12 protein-coding genes are annotated in these 17,971 nt (G+C 63.4%); 4 read left to right on the top strand and 8 right to left on the bottom strand.

Annotation, left to right across the window (positions count from 1 at the left end; genetic code table 11):
* Positions 1-75 precede the first annotated feature (75 nt).
* Positions 76-6,009: a non-ribosomal peptide synthetase gene (locus tag LOZ77_RS06980; protein WP_230281452.1), complete on the top strand. Its 5,934-nt coding sequence runs from the start codon at positions 76-78 to the stop codon at positions 6,007-6,009.
* Here LOZ77_RS06980 and LOZ77_RS06975 read toward each other — a convergent pair.
* The 8 genes from LOZ77_RS06975 to exbB form a co-directional block, all read right to left on the bottom strand.
* On the bottom strand, positions 5,902-6,570 hold the full coding sequence (locus tag LOZ77_RS06975) for a 4'-phosphopantetheinyl transferase (RefSeq protein WP_230281451.1): 669 nt from the start codon (positions 6,568-6,570) through the stop codon (positions 5,902-5,904). The two genes, LOZ77_RS06980 and LOZ77_RS06975, sit on opposite strands and share 108 nt — an antisense overlap.
* 55 nt (positions 6,571-6,625) lie before the next feature.
* Positions 6,626-6,952: a PepSY domain-containing protein gene (locus LOZ77_RS06970; protein ID WP_230281450.1), complete on the bottom strand. Its 327-nt coding sequence runs from the start codon at positions 6,950-6,952 to the stop codon at positions 6,626-6,628.
* Positions 6,949-7,533 carry a ferric reductase-like transmembrane domain-containing protein gene (locus LOZ77_RS06965; protein WP_230281449.1) on the bottom strand — a complete coding sequence of 195 codons (585 nt, stop codon included), beginning with the start codon at positions 7,531-7,533 and terminating at the stop codon, positions 6,949-6,951. Before LOZ77_RS06965 ends, LOZ77_RS06970 begins: the two co-directional genes overlap by 4 nt.
* Entirely contained in the window at positions 7,533-8,216 is a 684-nt protein-coding gene (locus tag LOZ77_RS06960; RefSeq protein WP_230281448.1) for a Fe2+-dependent dioxygenase, read from the bottom strand. Before LOZ77_RS06960 ends, LOZ77_RS06965 begins: the two co-directional genes overlap by 1 nt.
* A gap of 65 nt (positions 8,217-8,281) precedes the next feature.
* Entirely contained in the window at positions 8,282-10,630 is a 2,349-nt protein-coding gene (locus LOZ77_RS06955) for a TonB-dependent siderophore receptor (RefSeq protein WP_230281447.1), read from the bottom strand.
* Between the two features lie 19 nt (positions 10,631-10,649).
* Entirely contained in the window at positions 10,650-11,438 is a 789-nt protein-coding gene (locus LOZ77_RS06950) for an energy transducer TonB (RefSeq protein WP_230281446.1), read from the bottom strand.
* A complete protein-coding gene (gene exbD / locus LOZ77_RS06945; RefSeq protein WP_230281445.1) occupies positions 11,435-11,860 on the bottom strand; it encodes a TonB system transport protein ExbD in 426 nt (141 codons plus the stop codon). Before exbD ends, LOZ77_RS06950 begins: the two co-directional genes overlap by 4 nt.
* A 5-nt stretch (positions 11,861-11,865) precedes the next feature.
* Positions 11,866-12,618, bottom strand: a complete 753-nt coding sequence (exbB, locus tag LOZ77_RS06940) for a tonB-system energizer ExbB (RefSeq protein WP_230281444.1) — start codon at positions 12,616-12,618, stop codon at positions 11,866-11,868.
* 176 nt (positions 12,619-12,794) lie between these two features.
* Here exbB and LOZ77_RS06935 point away from each other — a divergent pair, with 176 nt between their 5' ends.
* The 3 genes from LOZ77_RS06935 to lon all read left to right on the top strand — a co-directional run bounded on the left by LOZ77_RS06935 (position 12,795) and on the right by lon (position 17,701).
* Entirely contained in the window at positions 12,795-14,648 is a 1,854-nt protein-coding gene (locus tag LOZ77_RS06935; RefSeq protein ID WP_230281443.1) for a DNA polymerase III subunit gamma/tau, read from the top strand.
* Positions 14,649-14,659: 11 nt separating this feature from the next.
* Complete coding sequence (locus LOZ77_RS06930) at positions 14,660-15,004, top strand: YbaB/EbfC family nucleoid-associated protein (RefSeq protein WP_230281442.1); 345 nt, start codon at positions 14,660-14,662, stop codon at positions 15,002-15,004.
* A 309-nt stretch (positions 15,005-15,313) separates the two neighbouring features.
* Positions 15,314-17,701 carry an endopeptidase La gene (lon, locus tag LOZ77_RS06925; protein ID WP_230281441.1) on the top strand — a complete coding sequence of 796 codons (2,388 nt, stop codon included), beginning with the start codon at positions 15,314-15,316 and terminating at the stop codon, positions 17,699-17,701.
* The last annotated feature ends 270 nt before the right edge of the window (positions 17,702-17,971 follow it).

Raw genomic sequence — 17,971 nt, 5'->3', positions numbered from 1 at the left:
AAACGTCGCCGTGCGACGGCAAGCGCAAAGGGTTCAAATGCGCATCGCGAACGGCTTGTTGCGCCGCAAGACGGGTTGATTGGCCGATTCCGCGCTGTGGTGCAGGAAAACCGCAACCGGATCGCCGCAAGCTGCGGCCATCTGGAACTCAGCTATGCAGCGCTGGACGATCTCTCGAACCGGCTGGCCAATCGCCTGCTGCGCGAGGGTGTGGGGCACGGCGCGCTGGTCGGGCTGCATGTCGGGCGCGATCTCGATATTCTGGTTGGCATTCTGGGCATTCTCAAGGCTGGCGCTGCCTATCTGCCGATGGACCCTGTCTATCCGGCCGACCGCATCGCCTTTATGGCCGAAGACGCGGGCGTGGCAATCATCGTGACCAGCGCTTCTCTGGCCGGCAACCTGCACGACAGCGGCGCGCGTCTGGTCGATATCGCCGATTGCAGCACAGAGGCTGGCACCGATCCGCAGATCGCGTGCAGGGGCAACGATCCGGCCTATGTGATCTATACCTCCGGCTCCACCGGCAAGCCCAAGGGCGTGACGGTCAGCCATCATAACGTCCTGCGCCTGTTCGATTCGACCGCGCACTGGTTCGGATTCGACGACAGCGATGTATGGACGCTGTTCCATTCCTATTCCTTCGACTTTTCCGTCTGGGAGATTTGGGGCGCGCTGCTGTATGGCGGCCGCGTCGTGGTGGTGCCCGCCGAAACAAGCCGGTCCACCGAAAGCTTCCGCCGCCTTGTGCTGGACGAAGGGGTAACGGTGCTGAACCAGACCCCCTCGGCCTTCCGCCGCTTCATTCAGGCCGATCAGGCGGAAAAACCCGCATGTTACGCGCTGCGCCACGTGATTTTCGGCGGCGAAGCGCTGGAGTTCCAGTCGCTGCGCCCATGGTTCGAACGCTATGGCGACGAAGCCCCGCGCCTTATCAATATGTACGGCATTACCGAGACGACCGTGCATGTCACATACCGCCCGGTCTCCATGCGCGATCTGGACGCAGGACGCGGCAGCATCATCGGAGAGCCGATCCCCGACCTGACCATGCACATTCTGGACGAGGGGATGCAGCCGTCCCCCACCGGCGTGTGCGGCGAAATCTATGTCGGCGGCGCGGGGGTGGCGTCGGGCTATCTCAACCGCCCCGAACTGACGGCAGAACGGTTCCTGCCCGATCCCTTTTCCGAAGTGGCGGGCGCGCGGCTGTATCGCACGGGCGACCTTGCCCTGCGGAACGAGGAGGGCGAGGTCGAATATCTGGGCCGCGCCGATCATCAGGTGAAAATCCGCGGCTTCCGCATCGAACTGGGCGAGATCGAAGCGCAGATTGCCGCCGATCCGGCCATTGCCAATGTCGCGGTGATTGCCCGTCCCGATTGCGCGGGCGAGCAGCGGATTGTGGCCTATCTCGTCACGGACGAGGCGATGGATGCACTGGTTCCGCGCCTGCGTGCAAATTTGCGTGCGGGTCTGCCCGACTACATGGTCCCGTCGCATTTCGTGCCGATGGACCAGTTGCCACTGACCGAGAACGGGAAGCTCGACCGGGCGAAACTGCCCGAACCGGGTGAGGCGCAGGCCAGCGCTGCTTTTGTCGCGCCAGAAGGGCCGCGGCAGGAACTGATCGCGGGTATCTGGCGCGATGTGCTGCGCGTGGACCGCGTGGGCGCACAGGACGATTTCTTCGAACTGGGCGGTTACTCGCTGCTGGTGATCGAGGTGCTGCAACGCCTGCGCGCCGCAGGGCTGACCCTGTCGGCAGGGGATATCTTTCTAAACCCGACTGTCGCGGCCATGGCGGAAATGGCGACGGTCTATGTGCCCGAGGGTTTCTCGGGCCACAGCCGCATCCCTGCCAACTGCCCGTCGATCCGGCCCGATATGCTGGACCTTGTCGATCTGTCGGCAGGGGAAATCGCGACGATCGAACGCACGATACCGGGCGGCGCGGCGAATATTCAGGATATCTATCCGCTGACCCCGCTGCAGGAAGGCATCCTTTATCACCATCGTGTGACGGCCAAGGGCGATCCCTATCTGGTCACCACGCTGATGGCGGCGACTTCGCGCGAACAGGTGATGCGATATGCCGCGGCGATGCAGGCCGTGGTGGACCGGCATGACATTTTGCGCAGCGCCTTTCTGGGCGAAGGGTTGCACGTGCCGGTGCAGGTGGTGTGCCGCCAGGCGCAGGTTCCGGTGGAGGAACTCGCGCTCGATCCCGCGGGCGGCGACATTGCAGCGCAATTGCTGGCGCGGTTCGATATGCGCCGCCATCGCCTGCTCGTCGACCGCGCGCCCACCATTCGCCTGTTTTATGCGCATGACAAGGCAAACGACCGCTGGCTGATCCTGCGTTCGCATCACCACCTGATAGAGGACCACACCACCGACGAGTTGATGAGCGGCGAGATCATCGCGCTGATGGCCGATCAGGGGGCGTCACTGCCCGAACCTCTGCCGTTCAGGCATTTCGTGGCGCATACGAAGGAAAAGGCGCAAAGCGATGTTTCGCGTGCATATTTCCGCGAAACTCTGGGCGATGTGGACGAGCCGACGATCGGCTTTGCGCTGGGCGAAACCGCATCTGACGCCGGGATCGATGAGGCGCGGCTGCGGCTGGGCGGCGGATTGGCGGCACGATTGCGCAGCCTCGCCAAAGGCAGGGGCGTCAGCGTCGCCAGCCTGTTCCACCTTGCATGGGGTATCGTGCTCGCACGCAGTTCGGGGCGGGAGGATGTGACATTCGGCACGGTTCTGTTCGGCCGGATGCAAGCGGGCGAGAATGCGCGCAATATTTTCGGTCCGATGATCAACACGCTGCCTGTACGCCTGCGGCTGGGCGACCGGCCGGTCGGCGATGCGCTGTCGGACATGCATGGCGCATTGGCAGGCCTGTTGCGGCATGAACATGCGGCGCTGTCGATGGCGCAGAATTGCACCGGCCTTGGTGCGGGCGCGCCGCTGTTCAACGCGCTCATCAATTTCCGCCATGTGCAGATCAGGGGTGACGAGGCGCATACGGGCGTTCACGCCATGGGGGCCGCCATTGCGCAAATGGGCCTTGAACTTCTGGCGTTTGAAGAACGTACCAATTTCGCGCTGGAATTGTCGGTCGACGATCTGGGTGATGATTTTATGCTGGAGGCACAGGCCCGCGCGCCCGTCGCCCCCGCCGATTTGTGTGCGAGTGTAGAGGCGGTGCTGACCAGCCTTGCCGATTTGCTGGAAGGCGAGAATGCGGCATCGCTGAACGCCGTCGAGCATTTGTCGGACGGCGAACGTACACGCCTGTTGCATCGATTCAACGATACGCGGGTTGATTATGGCACGCCCGAGCGTCTGCATGCCGCATTCGAGGCGCAGGCCGCGCGCTCGCCCGACGCGATAGCGCTGGATTTCGAGGGCAAGACGCTCAGCTATGGCGAACTGGACCGGCGGGCGAACCGGCTGGCCCATGTCTTGCGCCGTTCGGGCGTCGGGCCCGATGTGCTGGTGGGGATTTGTGCCGATCGCAGCCTTGAGATGGTCGTTGCGATCTATGCCGTGCTGAAGGCGGGCGGGGCCTATGCGCCGCTCGACCCTGCGCTGCCGTCGGCGCGTCTGGCCGATATGCTGGACGATGCCGCCCCGCGCGTGGTGCTGTGCCAGCCGCATCTGCGCGATGGCCTGCCCGCATTCACGGGTGCCGTCATCGAACTGGAACCCGATGGCGCCGGGCTTGAGAGCGAGGCTGATACGCGCCCGGAGGTCGAAAACGCGCCCGGCGACCTTGCCTATGTCATCTTTACCTCTGGATCGACGGGACGGCCCAAGGCGGCGATGAACGAACATCGCGGTATCGTGAACCGGCTGAACTGGATGCAGGCCGAATACGGGCTGACTGCGGGTGATCGCGTGTTGCAGAAAACACCGTTCAGCTTCGACGTTTCGGTCTGGGAATTCTTCTGGCCGCTGATGGTGGGCGCGCGTCTGGTGATTGCGCGGCCCGAAGGGCATCGCGACAGCGCCTATCTGGCCGACCTTATCCGTCAGAGCGGCATTACAACGCTGCATTTCGTGCCCTCGATGCTGCGCGTTTTCCTGGAGGAGCCGGCGGCAGACGAATGCACGTCGATCCGACGCGTGATCTGCAGCGGCGAGGCGTTGAGCCATGATCTGCAACAGGCTTTCTTCGCCCGCTTCGCCGATGCCGACCTTCACAACCTTTATGGCCCGACCGAGGCTGCGGTCGATGTGACGCATTGGACCTGTCAGCGTGGCGGCGAAAGGACGGTCGTGCCGATCGGCCGGCCGGTCGCCAATACGGCGATCCACATCCTCGACGATCACATGCGCCCCGTGGCGCATGGCGCTGTCGGCCATATCCACATTGGCGGCGTACAGGTCGGGCGCGGCTATCTGAACCGGCCCGAACTGACGGCGGAACGTTTTGTCGCTGATCCGTTCGCAGACGGCGAAGGCGCGCGACTGTACAAAACCGGCGATATCGGCCGCTATCTTCCCGATGGCGCGATCGAATATCTGGGCCGCAGCGATTTTCAGGTGAAAATCCGCGGCCAGCGCATCGAACTGGGGGAGATCGAGGCGCGGCTGGAAACGCTTTCGGGCGTCTCGCAATGCGTGGTGATCGCGCGCGAAGATGCGATGCAGGGCGCGCAGCTGGTCGCCTATGTGGTGGCAGAGGGCGGGGTTCCCGATGTCGCGCAGTGGCAGGCGGATCTGGCGAACAGCCTGCCTGCCTATATGGTGCCTGCGATTTTCATGCCGCTCGACGCGCTGCCGTTGACGCCCAGCGGCAAGATCGACCGCAAGGCGCTGCCCGATCCATTGCCTGCGCAGAGCAGCCGCAACCACGCGCCCCCGCGTAACGAGATCGAGGTCGCGATGGCAATGATCTGGCAAGACATGCTGGGCATTGCGCAAGTGGGGATCGACGACGATTTCTTCGCATTGGGCGGCCATTCGCTGCTCGCCCTGCAAATGCTGGTACGTGTGGAGCAGCAAATGGGCTTACGCTTCCCGGTCCGGTCGGTTGTAGAGGGGCGGACGATCCGCAAGATCGCCGAACGCCTGCCAGTCGGCGGCGCGGCGGATTTGCCCGACGGGCTGGTCCGCCTGCGCGGCAGTCCGGGGCAGCAAGCGATATTCTGCATTCCCGGCGCGGGCGGGGTTGCACTGCAGTTCGAAAATATGGCCCAAAAACTGGGCGATGACCGTGCGGTCTATGCGTTTGAATTGCACGATCTGGACTTTGGCAAAACCCGCTGGCCCACGATGCAGGATTATGCCGAAATCGTCGCGGATATGATGCAGCGCCTGCAGCCCGATGGGCCGTTCACGATAATCGGCTTTTCGTCCGGGGGTAATCTGGCGGTAGAAGTGGCGGCAGTGCTGGAACGGCTGGGTCAGACGGTAGAGACCTTGTGGGTGGTCGATGCCTATGCGCCCGGCACAATGTATCTGACCAGCCAGCGTGCCCGCTGGCGCAGTCATTTCGACGAGATTGCCAGCCTGCCCCTGCGTAAGGTGCCAGGCCATTTGCAGTTTCGCGCCCGCCGTATGTTCGGCTATCTGCCGACACGCCGGAAGGGAGAGTCCGAGCTGGAATACCGGCTGCGTCTGGCCGAGGATCGGGCGGAAAAGGCGCAGAAATCCTATGTTTCCAGCGATATTGCGGCAACCATTCACTGGACCCGCGCCAGCGGCACGATTGCCGAGAACTTCTGGGCAACCTTCGTCGATCCCACCGGCACCGGCGGCTGGAGCAATCATTGCGCGGGGGTGGAAGTCTATCACTTCGATTGCGGCCATCATGCCCTGCTGCACGATCCGCAACTTACGCGATTGACCGATTACATCGTTCGCAGCCTGCAGGGCAACGGGGCCGGAACGCTAAAGTGCGATGGCGGTCAGGACGTGGCCGTCAAGCATGCACCAGCGACCGTAGAAACGCTGGCCTGTCGCACCGATGGACGGAACATCCGACTGGATCTGAACTGAAAACCGCCCCTCCGCCAGTTCCACAGCGACTTCGCAATAGTCGACGAAACGGCGGCTGATCGGGAACTGCGCCTTGTAGAAAGCCTCTTTGGCCGAGAAGATCGCCGTGGCGGCGATGGCGCGATCTTGCGAGGGGAGGGCGGCGCGTTCGGCCGGTGTCAGCACGATGGCATGCATGGTTTCGGTGACGCTGCCGACGGGTTCGATGTCGATCCCCAGTGCCCGCACTGCGCCATTGCGCAGGGCGACGGCCATGGCGATCCCGGCGCTATGGGTGATGCTTCCGGTCACGCCATTCGGCCAAAGCGGCATGCCCATCTCGCCTGCGGGGATCGGACCGGCCTGAAGGCCCAGTTGGTCAAGGCAGCTATGGGCGCAGGCCCGCCCCGCCGCGAATTCGTCGCGCCGCTTGGCCACAGATTGCGCGATGGCGGCTTCTTCGGCGGGCCATAATCGGGCTCCGGCCAGCGGTATCGCACACCGCATGGCGGCCACCGGCACGGTAAACATCGCGGCTAAAATGTCGCACGGCATTACTGCGGTGGAAACTGGGCGGTTCATGCCGTTGCTTTAGCGCATAGTCCGCTGCGGCACATGCCATACCGGTCGAGGCCGGTCAGCCTTTGAACCCCTTGGCGCGATAGATTTCCTGCCCGCGGCGGAACACGACAAGCTTTTGCAGGGTGACGGGGTGAAAGAATGCCTCGATCGCCTGACCCTGCTCGGTGCGGGCATAGACTTCATAGCAGTCCCCCTCTACCTGAACCTTCAGGATTTCCCAGCCTTCCAGCCATGCCTCTTTCTTCAGTCTGTTTTCGGGCTGCCACTTGTCCTTGGGGCCGCCGCCGCAGACGACATCGCCATCGGCCAGCGCGGGAGTGGCTATGCCGAGGCCAAGCACGGACGCGGCGGCAAGGGCGAGATACTGGCGGGTGCGTTTCATACGGCGGACCTTTCTATCGGTGTCTTGCGGCTACGCGCGATCAGGCGCAACAGCCACGCTGCGATAAGCGGGGCGAGGTGAATGATGGCTGGCTGCCATGCCCAATCGAGCAGCAGCCAGTGGACCAGCGCCAGTGTGAAGGCGGGATAGACGAACATCTGCACCTGCTTCCACCGCCGTTTCAGCGCGCGCATCGCGGCGTTGAAACTGATCGCGGCAGGCACAGACATCAGCGCCAGCGCCAGCCATCCGGTCCAGATCGCGGGCAGAGTCAGCTCGTCCACAATGGCGGACAGCATGCGCATATCAGCCACATAGATCGCCAGATGGAGCAGACCGTAAAGGAATGCCGCCACACCCAGATTGCGCCGGACCGCCAGCCAAGCACGGAAAAAGCGGTTGAGGCCGAAGAATTCCGCCAATGGTCCGGGCAACATGGCGGCGACCATCAGCCGCACCGATAACTCGCCGCTGGGATGCAGCAGGTCCATGGCCAGCACCCGCCCGCTGAGCAGGTCGTAGGTCATCAACGCGGCGGGCAGTGCCAGCACGGCCCACAACAGCAATCGTTTGCCCCGCATCACGGTTTGGCCCAGCGGCGCAGCAGGTTGTGATAGACATGGATCAGCCGGTCGATATCGGGATCGTCCTTGGCCTTGCCGACAGAGAGCGATTGGACCGACTGGTCGAGATCGAACAGCAATTCGCGCGCGGCAGTGTCTGCCACGGCGCTTTGGATCCATGTGATGGCGCAAATGCGCTGCCCGCGTGTGACGGGCGTGACCTGATGCAGGCTTGAGCTGGGATAAAGTACCATATCGCCTGCCGCCAGCTTTACCGCCTGCGCGCCGAAAGCCTGTTCGATCAGCAATTCGCCGCCGTCGTAATCCTTGGGATCGGACAGGAACAGCGTGGCCGAAAGATCGCTGCGCAGCGTAAGGTTTGCTTCTGGCAGGCGCATCAGTGCGGCGTCCGAATGGGTGCCGTAATGGCCGCCGTCCTGATACAGGTTGAAGACCGGCGGCCAGATCACTTCTGCCAGAGAGGCCGAGACGAACAGGGGATGATGCCCCAGACGGCGCAGGATTTCCGCGCCCAGTTCGCGCGCGGTTTCGTCCTGCCGGCCCAGCTGTAAATTCTGTTTGACGGCGATCGATCGCGTGCCTGCCGAAGCGGCGCCGTCCGCCCAGTCCGCATCGTATAGGCGGGCGCGGAAATGCCGGACTTCGTCGGCGGTCAGCAGGTTTTCGATTACGGTCAGCATAGGCTGTGCCTAACCCATTCAGGGCAAAAGCGGGAGGCGGAACGAACCGCCCCCCGCCAATTGCATCAGTAACGCAGGTTCAGCGTGCCCACGATCTGCCGCGCATCGCCCTTGTACAGGAACGCGCCGCTGCGATAGGCCGCCGTATAGTAATCCTCGTTAGTGAGGTTGTTGACGTTCAGGCGGAAATCCATGTTCCGGTTGAACTTGTACTCGGCAAACAGGTCGCCCACCGTATAGGCCGGAACCGGCTGGCTGTAATAGGTGCTGCCGTCTTCACGCGTGCCAAAGCCGGGCGCCGTATCGGGCTGGCCGGCATAGCGCTTGCTCTTGTGCTTCACCGCAAAGCCCAGTGCGAAATCGCCGATCTGGTACCGCGTCTGGAACTGCGCCTGGAAGTCGGCAAAGTTCGACAGGGTCAGGCCGACGCTGTCCGGATTGCTGGCGGATTCGCGCACTTCGGCATCCATCAGTGTCACGCCGCCCTGCATCGACCATTCGGGCGTGATATTGCCTGCAAGGCCCAGCTCCACGCCGCGCACGCGGTTCTTGCCGGTGTTGCCGGTGCCGGTGGGTTCATACCCGCCGCCCGATGCCTCGAACACATCGCTCTTGGTGATCTGGAACACCGCGGCGGTCAGCAGGAACTTGTCGTCGAACAGGTTGAACTTGGTGCCAAGCTCAAGATTCACGGAGCGTTCCGGCTTGCCCATGCCGATCTGCCCGTCGAGCACGATACAGCCGCCATAGCCCGCATTGGTGCCAACGTCGGATTCGCCGCAGTTCACATCGGCGGCCGTTGCGGCAGAGGCATAGATCATGCCGTCTTCGAACAGCTGATAGGTCACGCCCAGATGGCCGTTCCAGAAATCGTCGCTGTAATCATAGCCGGATTCGACCAGATCGCTGCCCTGCAGGCCCAGATCGAAGCTGAAGTGATCGTAACGCACGCCGCCGAACAGGGTCAGCGCGGTGGTCAGGTCGATCGTGTCCATGACATAGGCCGAGATGGTTTCCATCTGCCAGTCCTGGTCCCAGCGGTCCTTGGTAATGTCGCGGCCCAGCAGGGTATTGATGCCGTTCACGACCTGCCCGTCGGGACCGATGCCGCACCAGCTGGGGTTGGTGCCGCCGCGACCCGACACGACGCAATTGGTCGCGCCATTGTTCTGTACGTCGTAAACGCCGTTCAGCACGCGCTGGTCGGTATATTCGATACCGATGATCAGATCGTTATGACCGCCCAGCATCTCGCTTTCGATCAGCAGGTTGGCCTGGTTCGCGAAATAGTCGACTTCCTGCCAGCCCTGATGGGTCGAGAAGGAAATCGTATCGTATTCGCCATTGGGATCGGTCGCATCGGTGGTCGTGCCGCGCGCGCCGGTGACGACATAGCCATTGTCCGACATGCCGTAACGCATGCGGTTGCTGAGCGTCATATTATCGGCAATCCGCCAGTCCAGACGGCCGGTGAACACATCGACATCGGATTTCTGGAAATCCTGGCTCTGCGCATAGACCGGCGTTTCGACAGGCTTGCGATCGCCGGTGCTGGCATCGCCGTCGAGGTAATCGCCAAGGTCGGCATTATCCTCGGCGCGCAGGCCGTAATAGTCGAGCGTCAGGGCAAAATCCTGCGACGGGGAATAGGTTCCCGAAACGGCAAGGCCCAGACGTTCGCGGTCGGTGGGGCCGCGATCGGGGATTTCGGTATAGCCGTAAAGCGCGTTGGCGCGCACCGCGATGGTGTCGCTGGCGACGATGTTCGCGTCGAGCGTGGTGCGGACAAAGCGGTCGCTACCGATGCCGGCGCTCGCCTTGATGAAATCGTAATCGGTGGTCGCCTGCTTGGTGATCAGGTTTACCGCGCCGCCCGCCGTGCCGCGGCCTGCGAAGGTCGAATTGGGACCCTTGGAAATCTCGACCTGATCGACGGCAAAGCTTTCGCGGGTCGTCATGCCGGGATCGCGCAGGCCATCGACGAACACGTCACTGCGCGCTTCCTGACCGCGGATGATATAGCGGTCGCCGAACGCATTGCCGTTCTCACCCGTGGCGACGGTCACACCGGGCTGCGCGTCGAGGATGCGGGCAAGGTCGGTATAGCCCGAATCCTCGATCTGTTCCTCGGTCAGCACCGAGATGGTGTTCGGGAGTTCGGCGATGGGACGCGTCAGGCGGAAATCGCCCGAGGTGCGCGCCTTGTAGGGAGCGCCAGGTTCGGCATTGGGGTTCACATCGGCGGTCGCATCCTCGATCCGCAGCGTGTCGAGCACGACTTCGTCATCCTCGACGCTCTGGGCATAGGCGGGGCTGGCGATCATCGCGGCCGACAGGCCGACGACTGCGGCGCCATCGCGCCCCAGACGGCGCAGGCTTACGGGGCGCTTCACGCCCTTGTTGAGGTTCCTCATGCGATTATTTCCTCTGTTTTCAGGCTGTTCTGAGCGAGTATTCGATGGGCAGCGAAATGGTGACGCTGTCCTTCGTCATGCTTCGGGGGAAGCGGGGCAGGGGCGCGACGCGCTGCATCAGGTCGAGTGTCGCCTGATCGAGCAATTCGTGCCCACTGGTCTTGCGGATCGAGACGCCTGACACGCTGCCGTCGCGCGCGACGGTAAAGCGGACGGTGACAATGCCTTGCTGCATCGCCTTCTTCGCCTCGGTCGGATATTTTTTCTTGCGGTTCAGATGCGCGGACAGCAGCGAATAATAATCCGTCTCCGCAGCCTTGGCGCGCGGGTTGTCGCCGGGGGAATCGGGTGCGCCTTTGGCCACAGCCGCAGGGGCGGCGCGTTCGGCGGGGGCCGATGCCGCGACGGGCGCGGCGGCGGTCTGGACGGGCTGTTTCACGGGACGCGGCGGCGCGGGTCGTGCAGGCACGGCGGGCGGCGGCAGGTTCACGGCCTGTTCGGGCGCGGGCGCGCGGGTCGGCGGAATATCCACCGGTTGCGGCTGCGGTTGGGCCTGTTCGGCCTGCTGCGGTTCGCGCTCTGCCGCTGCCGCGGGGGCGGCTGCCGCCTCGGCCGCGGTTTCGATGCCTTCGGGCGGAAGCTCGACGATCATCACCGGTTCCGGCTCGGCACGATCGCTGTTCTGCGCGACGAGCCCCACGACCAGCGCGATCGCCGCGCCATGCGCCGCCAGCGCAACCGCGCCCGCCATCGCCCAATGGCGCGTAGTATCGGGCATCGTGGCCATGGGGGCGGCTGCCGTGCTCATTGCGCCTGCGCCGTCTCCGCGCCCACCAGCGCCACGCGCAGATAGCCTGCCGAACGCAAGGCGTTCATCGCCTGCATGATCGTGTCATAGGTGATGGACTTGTCCGCGCGCAGGAAGATGCGCTGTTCGGGATCGGACCCCGCCGCATCGGCAATCGCCGCGCCCAGATCCTGCGTTCTGACTATCCGGTCGTTCACCGTCATCTGTCCGTCCGCCTGTATCGACAGATACACCGGCTGGTCGGGCCGCGGGGCAGGGGCCGCGTTAGAGGTCGGCAGATCGACCCTGGTATCGACCGTTGCCAGCGGTGCGGCGACCATGAAGATGATCAGCAGCACCAGCATGACGTCGATGAACGGCGTCACGTTGATTTCGTGCGCGACCGCAAGGTCTTCGCTGTCAGAGGCAAGGCGAAGCGCCATGGCGATCAGCCCTGTGCCGCGCGCAGCGTGTCGCGGCTGAGATCGCGCGAGACAAGGCGCAGCAGCGCGGCGGCGCTGTCGCTGACGATGGCGCGATGGGCTGCGATCTGGCGGGCGAAATGGTTATAGATGACGACGGCGGGAATGGCCGCGACCAGCCCCAGCGCGGTCGCCAGCAGCGCCTCGGCAATACCGGGGGCGACGACCGCCAGATTGGTCGTCTGCTTTTCGGCAATGCCGATAAAGGCGTTCATAATGCCCCAGACGGTCCCGAACAGGCCGACGAAGGGGGCGGTTGCGCCGATAGTGGCCAGAATGGTCACGCCCTGCGTCATCTTGCGCGCCAGCAATGCCTCATGCCGGTCAAAGCGCGAGATGATGCGTTCTTTCAGCCCCTCGCGGTCATCCAGTGCATCGGCGGATTGCGTCAGCTCCTCGCGCGTCAGCCGGACCAGCGGCGAGTTTTCGGCAGCGGCAGGCAGATCGGCAAGCGAGCGGGCGGAAGCGAACATATCGCGCAGCCCGTCGGCATCGCGGCCCGCCTTGCGCAATTCGATATGTTTGGCGAAGAACACGGTCCATGTGACGACCGAGGCGACGATCAACCCGATCATCACCAGCTTTACCACCCAGTCGGCCTGCGCGAACATCGAACCGACCGAAAGGTCGGTCGGCACTTCCGCCGCGGGATTGGCCCACGCCGGAGACGTCACACATAGCAGCCCCACGGCTGCCCCCCATGGGATCAGCTTACGCATTCTTGAAATTCCACCCTCTATTGCGAGTCATCCGCAACTTGCGAGCGTCCATTACACCGGCGCAGCGCTATTGCAACTGATTTTCATTGTTTGCGTGGCGTGGGTCGGGCATAATCCCACAGGCAATTATCGGTACGCCTTCGACAATCGCGCGCGGCGCTTCTAGATTGGCGGGCATGGGCGATTCACCCGATATTTTTGGCGCTGAACCGGAAGGTGAAAGCGAAGCGCAACCGACGTCAGCGGAACTGGAAGCGGCGGGGCAGAACGCCCTGTTCGGCGCGCCTGTCGTTGCACAGGGCGAACCCTCACCAGATAGCCAAACCGACAGCCGGTCCGTCGCACCTTCCACCACCGCGCCCGTCACTGCGCCTGCGCAGCCCTATCGCGTGCTGGCACGTAAATATCGTCCGCAGACCTTCGGGCAGCTGATCGGTCAGGACGCGATGGTCCAGACGCTGGCCAATGCGATCAAGCGCGACCGGCTTGCCCATGCGTTCCTGATGACCGGCGTGCGCGGGGTGGGCAAGACATCGACCGCGCGGCTGATCGCCAAGGCGCTGAACTGCATCGGCCCGGACGGCACCGGCGGCCCCACCATCGACCCTTGCGGCGTGTGCGAACCCTGCCGCGCCATTGCCGAGGGACGCCATATCGACGTGATCGAGATGGACGCCGCAAGCCACACCGGCGTCGACGACGTGCGCGAGATTATCGAGGCGGTGCGCTATGCCGCCGTCTCTGCCCGCTATAAAATCTACATCATCGACGAGGTTCACATGCTGTCGCGCAATGCGTTCAACGCATTGCTCAAGACGCTGGAGGAGCCGCCCGCCCATGTGAAATTCCTGTTCGCCACGACCGAGGTGGACAAGCTGCCCGTGACTGTCCTGTCGCGCTGTCAGCGGTTCGACCTGCGCCGCATTACCGCGCCCATGCTGAAAGACCATTTCGCATGGGTCTGCCGTGAAGAAAGCGTGGAGGCCGAGGACGAGGCGCTGGCCATGGTCGCAGGCGCGGCCGAAGGGTCGGTGCGCGACGGGCTTTCCATTCTGGATCAGGCCATCGCCCATGCTGATATGGCGACAGAGGGTGACGGGACGCTCGTCACCGCAGGTCAGGTGCGAGAGATGCTCGGCCTTGCCGACAAGGGCGTGCAGCGCCGCCTGCTGACTGCTCTGCTGGCGGGTGACGGGGCGGATATGCTGTCGGTCATCGACAACCAATATGCGCTGGGGGTCGAACCGCTGGCGTTGATGCGGGCACAGATGGATCTGGTGCACCGGATCACCCTGTTCCAGCTCGGTAGCAGGGGCGGCAAGGGTTCAGAGCCTGACGCCCCTACGGCCGAGGAGCGCGAGGCCATCGCGCAATGGGCGGAGAAACTGCGTCCCGCGCAATTGCACCGTCTGTGGCAATTGCTGCTGAAAGGCCATGACGAGGTGCGGACGGCGCCCGATCCGCTGGTCGCGGTGCAAATGGCGTTGCTGCGCGTGATGCATGCCGCCGACATGCCCGATCCGGGCGAACTGGCGCGCAGGCTGGACGATATCGCCTCGCGCCCTGCCGCCGCGGGGCCGGCGGCCGACGGGCAGGGCGGGCCAACTGCCCAGGCTCCTGCTGCACGGCTGGATTGGGAAACGCTGGTCGAAAGCGTCGAGAATGCGGGCGCGCTGCGCATCGGGCAGATCATGCGCGATTATGTACGTGTGGTCGAACTTGCGCAGGGACGGCTGCGCTACCATCTCTCTCCCGAATATAAGGGCGATGCCGGACCCGACTTGCGCGACGGGCTGATGCAGGCCACGGGCGACCGCTGGCAGGTCGAACTGGCCGACGCGGGCGAGGATGGCACCCCCTCGCTGGGCGAAGCCGCCAAGGCACGGGCCGAGGCGGAGACGCGCGGCATTCACGAATCTCCGCTGGTAAAGGCTGCACTGGCTGCCTTTCCGAACGCGAAACTGCTCGAACACGGGCGCATGGACAATGGTGGCACGGCGGACGAAGCTCCGAGCTACCGGCAGGCATAAGGATCGAAGTGATGAAATCGATGGAAGAAATGTTCCAGGCCGCACAACAGGCCGCGCAGAACATCCAGAAGCAGATGAACGAGGCGCAGGCCACGCTCGACGCGATCGAGGTGGAAGGCGTATCGGGCGGCGGGCTGGTCAAGATTCGCTGCACCGCCAAGGGTCGCATTCTGGGCGTTTCCATCGATGACAGCCTGATGGTGCCCTCGGACAAGCAGATGCTGGAAGATCTGATCGCGGCCGCCTTCAACGATGCCCGCAGCCGCGCCGACAGCCGCGCGAACGAGGAAATGCAGAAGGTGCAGCAGGGTTCGGGCCTGCCCGCCGGTTTCGACCTGTCGAAGCTGGGTTTCTGATCGCGCGTCTTGCGACTGCTCCGACGGGACGGTTTCGTCCCGTTCGGATTAGTGCGGCGGGGAACTTGTCCCGTGCCGCATATGCCCCATATTCTGCGGGAAACGCCTGCCAAAGCGGCTTGCCAGTGCGCATTTCATGCGCGCAAACGGCATAAAAGGGTCGAAAACGGAGCCATCGGGCTCCCGCAGCGGCGGGCGCATGTATAAAAGGTGACAATCGGGCCGTTGTATGAACCCGGTCGTTATGTCGCCATCAGGCAAGCGGGGCTGCACTTCAGTCCGGCCGGCCGGTCAATCGGAAAGTGACAGATGAACAGCTACCCGCTCCTCCCCCTGCGCGATATCGTGGTGTTCCCCGGCATGGTCGTGCCGCTCTTCGTGGGACGCGAAAAATCGGTCGCCGCGCTGGAAGCCGCCATGGCGGGCGACAAGGATATCATGCTGGTCGCCCAGCTTGACCCCGGTTGCGACGATCCGGCATCGGACGATCTTTACGACATCGGCGTGATCGCCAGCGTGCTGCAATTGCTGAAATTGCCCGATGGCACGGTCCGCGTGCTGGTCGAGGGGCAGGAGCGTGCCTCGGTCAAATCCATGGCGCTGCAGAACGACATGCTCGTCGCCAATGTCGAGCTGATGGATGAAATTACCGCCAGCGGGACCGAAGTGTCGGCCCTGATGCGGCAGGTGCTGGAACAGTTCAACGACTACGCCAAGCTGAACAAGAAGCTGTCCGCCGATGCCGGCGAGCAGCTGGGCGAGATCGACGATGCATCGCGGCTTGCCGATGCGGTCGCGGCCAATATCGCCGCCAAGGTTTCCGACAAGCAGGCGATGTTGACCGAGCGGGATCCGGTGAAGCGGCTGGAAATGTCGCTGTCCTTCATGGAGGGCGAACTGGGCGTGCTGCAGGTGGAGCGCCGCATCCGTGGCCGCGTGAAGCGGCAGATGGAAAAGACGCAGCGGGAATATTACCTCAACGAACAGCTCAAGGCGATCCAGTCCGAACTGGGCGGCGACGGTGAAGACGGTGATGAACTCGCCGAACTGGCCGAGAAGATCGAAAAGGCCAAGCTGTCGAAAGAGGCACGCTCAAAGGCGAATTCCGAGCTGAAGAAGCTGCGCTCGATGCAGCCGATGAGCGCGGAGGCAACCGTCATCCGCAATTACCTCGACGTGCTGCTCGGCCTGCCGTGGGGCAAGAAGAGCCGCGTCAAGAAAGACATCGCCAAGGCGCAGGAAGTGCTCGACGCCGATCACTATGCGCTCGACAAGGTCAAGGACCGGATCATCGAATATCTGGCCGTGCAGGCGCGCACCAACAAGTTGAAGGGGCCTATCCTGTGCCTCGTCGGCCCTCCGGGTGTGGGCAAGACCTCGCTGGGCCGTTCGATTGCCAAGGCGACGGGACGCGAATTCGTGCGCCAGTCGCTGGGCGGCGTTCGGGACGAGGCCGAGATCAGGGGGCACCGCCGCACCTATATCGGCTCTTTGCCGGGCAAGATCGTGACCAATCTGAAAAAGGCCGGTGCGTCGAACCCGCTTTTCCTTTTGGATGAGATCGACAAGCTGGGTCAGGATTTCCGCGGCGATCCGGCGTCGGCGCTGCTGGAAGTGCTGGACCCCGAACAGAACGCGAAGTTTCAGGACCATTATCTGGAGATCGATTACGATCTCTCGGACGTGATGTTCGTCTGCACGGCGAACTCGCTGAACCTGCCGCAGCCGCTGCTCGACCGTATGGAGATCATCCGGCTGGAGGGTTACACCGAGGACGAGAAGGTCGAGATCGCCGAGCGTCACCTGATCGAAAAGCAGGTCGAGGCCCACGGCCTGAAAAAGGGCGAGTTCGAATTGACCGAACCCGCGCTGCGCGATTTGATCCGTTTCTATACGCGCGAAGCCGGCGTCCGCACGCTGGAGCGCGAGATTGCCCGTCTGGCGCGCAAGAGCCTGCGCAAGATCCTTGAGGGCGAGGTTGAGAGCGTGGTGATCACGCCCGAAAACCTTGGCGACTTTGCCGGTGTGCGCAAGTTCCGCCACGGCGTTTCGGACGAGGAAAACCAGATCGGCGCAGTCACTGGACTTGCATGGACCGAGGTGGGTGGCGAATTGCTGACCATCGAAAGCGTTACCGTCCCCGGCAAGGGCGCGGTGAAGACGACCGGCAAGCTGGGCGAGGTGATGAACGAGAGCGTGCAGGCCGCATTCTCCTTCGTGAAGGCGCGCGCGCCGCATTACGGCATCAAGCCGTCGATCTTCCGCCACAAGGATATCCATATCCACCTTCCCGAAGGCGCGGTGCCCAAGGACGGGCCCAGCGCGGGCATCGGCATGGTCACATCTATCGTCTCGACGCTGACCGGCATTCCCGTGCGCGCCGATGTGGCGATGACGGGCGAGGTCACGCTGCGTGGCCGCGTGCTGGCCATCGGCGGGCTAAAGGAAAAGCTGCTGGCGGCCCTGCGCGGCGGGATCACCACCGTGCTGATCCCCGAGGAAAACAAGAAGGATCTGGTCGAAATTCCGGCCAATATCGTCGAGCGTCTGGAGATCGTTCCGGTCGAACATGTCGACGAAGTGCTGGCCCGCGCCCTGGCCGAACCGGTCATGCCGATCGAATGGAGCGAGGAAGACGATCTGGCCAGCCAGCCCAGCGGGCTTGCGGGCGGAGGGCTTTCGCCGACCGCACATTAATTAGGCTGGCGGGACAGGGATGGCGAATCGCCTTGCCCCGCCAGCGGTAAATTGCGCTTTTCTGTCATATAAAAAGCCCGTCGGCCCGTGGTGCGTTGCAGCATTCTCGGCAAGGCTCTGCTGCGCCTGCTCAACTCGTCGTATCTAAGGCCGCATTCGTTCAAAGAATCGCGGATTTTCGCCAGTTGAGGCCAAGTTTTGGCTTTGACAGCGGTGTAAAAAATGCTCACTTGCCCGCCATCCGCGCTTTCGATTCCGGCCGAATGCGGA

The sequence above is a fragment of the Croceicoccus sp. Ery15 genome, assembly GCF_020985305.1.
Classification (GTDB): domain Bacteria; phylum Pseudomonadota; class Alphaproteobacteria; order Sphingomonadales; family Sphingomonadaceae; genus Croceicoccus.
The sequence above is the reverse complement of the archived record's forward strand: the minus strand, read 5'-3'. Positions and strand labels throughout refer to the sequence as shown.